Annotated in this window: 2 pseudogenes; one reads left to right on the top strand and one right to left on the bottom strand. The window is 50.1% G+C overall.

Annotated features, from left to right (window positions below):
* Positions 1-199 precede the first annotated feature (199 nt).
* Positions 200-869, bottom strand: a pseudogene (locus tag QZ506_RS10600) (paraquat-inducible protein A); the annotation flags it as partial.
* Positions 870-1,235: 366 nt separating this feature from the next.
* On the opposite strand from QZ506_RS10600, the pseudogene QZ506_RS10595 reads away from it, so the two are divergent.
* A pseudogene (locus QZ506_RS10595) lies at positions 1,236-1,391 on the top strand (GAF domain-containing protein); the annotation flags it as partial.
* Between the last annotated feature and the right edge of the window lie 135 nt (positions 1,392-1,526).

Raw genomic sequence — 1,526 nt, 5'->3', positions numbered from 1 at the left:
GGCTTTGTTGAATAATAGGGAATAATGCTGTTATGACACGCCTGTTTTGGATTAAAATGCTGATCGCTCCGGGATGCATCACCACGCTCTGGATTTAACATACTGATTTTACGTCAAGGGAATCCGCAGCCTTTATGGCTACGCGGCATAATATCTATTTATTCAACAAAGCCCGTTCTGGGCTGATCACCGGATGCAGTCGTGGGTAAAAACGCAGCCAGAGCTGATCAGGATTGAGGTGAATCAAGGTTAACAGGCTCAGCAGTGTCAAGGTGAGATAGGCGACCAGACCGTGGCCTATCTCAATATCGGAAAACTCGCGGATCTTGATGGCCGCAACAGCTAGCCCGACCAGATAAATATCCAGCATCATCCAGGCTTTCAATTTTTCCAGTAACAGCAGAATAGGCCGCAGATTCATACCAATGCGCGGGGCAAAAAAGAGATACAGCAGGGAAGCCATTAGCGTAACCGGCACGCCTACGGTACAGAACGCCACCATACCGGCGGTAACAGGGTGTCCTTGCTTGGTCATCTGCCAGATGCCCTCAAACAGGCTGGCATTGATCGCGACACGCAGCAACCGGATGTCGAGCAGGGGGGGCGGTATATGCGAAAGGCATTAACAGCAGCATCACCGTGGCCATCGCTGCCAGTCGCGTCATTGACCAGTCACGCCCGGAACCGACGCTGGTGGCACACTGCGGGCAGGTGGCATACTCTCCTTTGCGCATTGCCGGAAGCAGAAACAGCATGTCGCAGCCATGGCAACGGTGATAGCGCCCATAGGCAACGCTAGAGCGTACCTAGGTGACGTGTGGGCGCGGAGCGCTATGCGTGGCAGAACCCACTATGCTGTATATTCTCATTACGCCGGATTGCGCTGTGAAGGTCGTCAGTATCATAGCCTACTTCCGGGCGTGCACGGTAATTGAATGTGTAGGGTCGGTTTCAGGAAAATCGGATGCCAGGGCAGGGGAATAAAATGTGCGCAATACGCTGACGAAGTGAATGGTGTTGTGGCATGCTGTGCAGTATGTCTCAATGCATCCTGTCACGTTTATGTGAATAAAAACGCAAAAGCGTATATCCTTCTTCTCTTGTGGAGACCTTGCCAGTATTGTCAGGCAGGGTGATTGACATTGTGGGATGATGCCCCTGAGTTATCGATGCTTGTTGCGTCAATCGGTTAGGGGGTGCGTACTTCGGTATTTGGAAAAACAGAATTATTATTTATGAACAAACCATCATTTTATAGGGGTCTTGTCAGCGATCTTGCCGCACTGATTACGGGTGAACGCCGCTTTATCAATATGTTGGCCAACAGCAGTGCGCTTCTGTTTGAGCGTCTGGAGGGCGTCAATTGGGAGGGTTTTTGTCTTCTGGATGGGCTTTGTTGAATAAATAGAACTTTTGGGTAATCATCGGAGCAGATCACCACAGTTGTTTCAAAATCAGGTCTCCATGGCAAAACAAAATTTTAAAATCACCAACTGGCCCTCTTATAACAAGGCCCTCAAGCAGCG

It is taken from the genome of Candidatus Symbiopectobacterium sp. (assembly GCF_020054415.1).
Lineage (GTDB): Bacteria > Pseudomonadota > Gammaproteobacteria > Enterobacterales > Enterobacteriaceae > Symbiopectobacterium.
The sequence above is the reverse complement of the archived record's forward strand: the minus strand, read 5'-3'. Positions and strand labels throughout refer to the sequence as shown.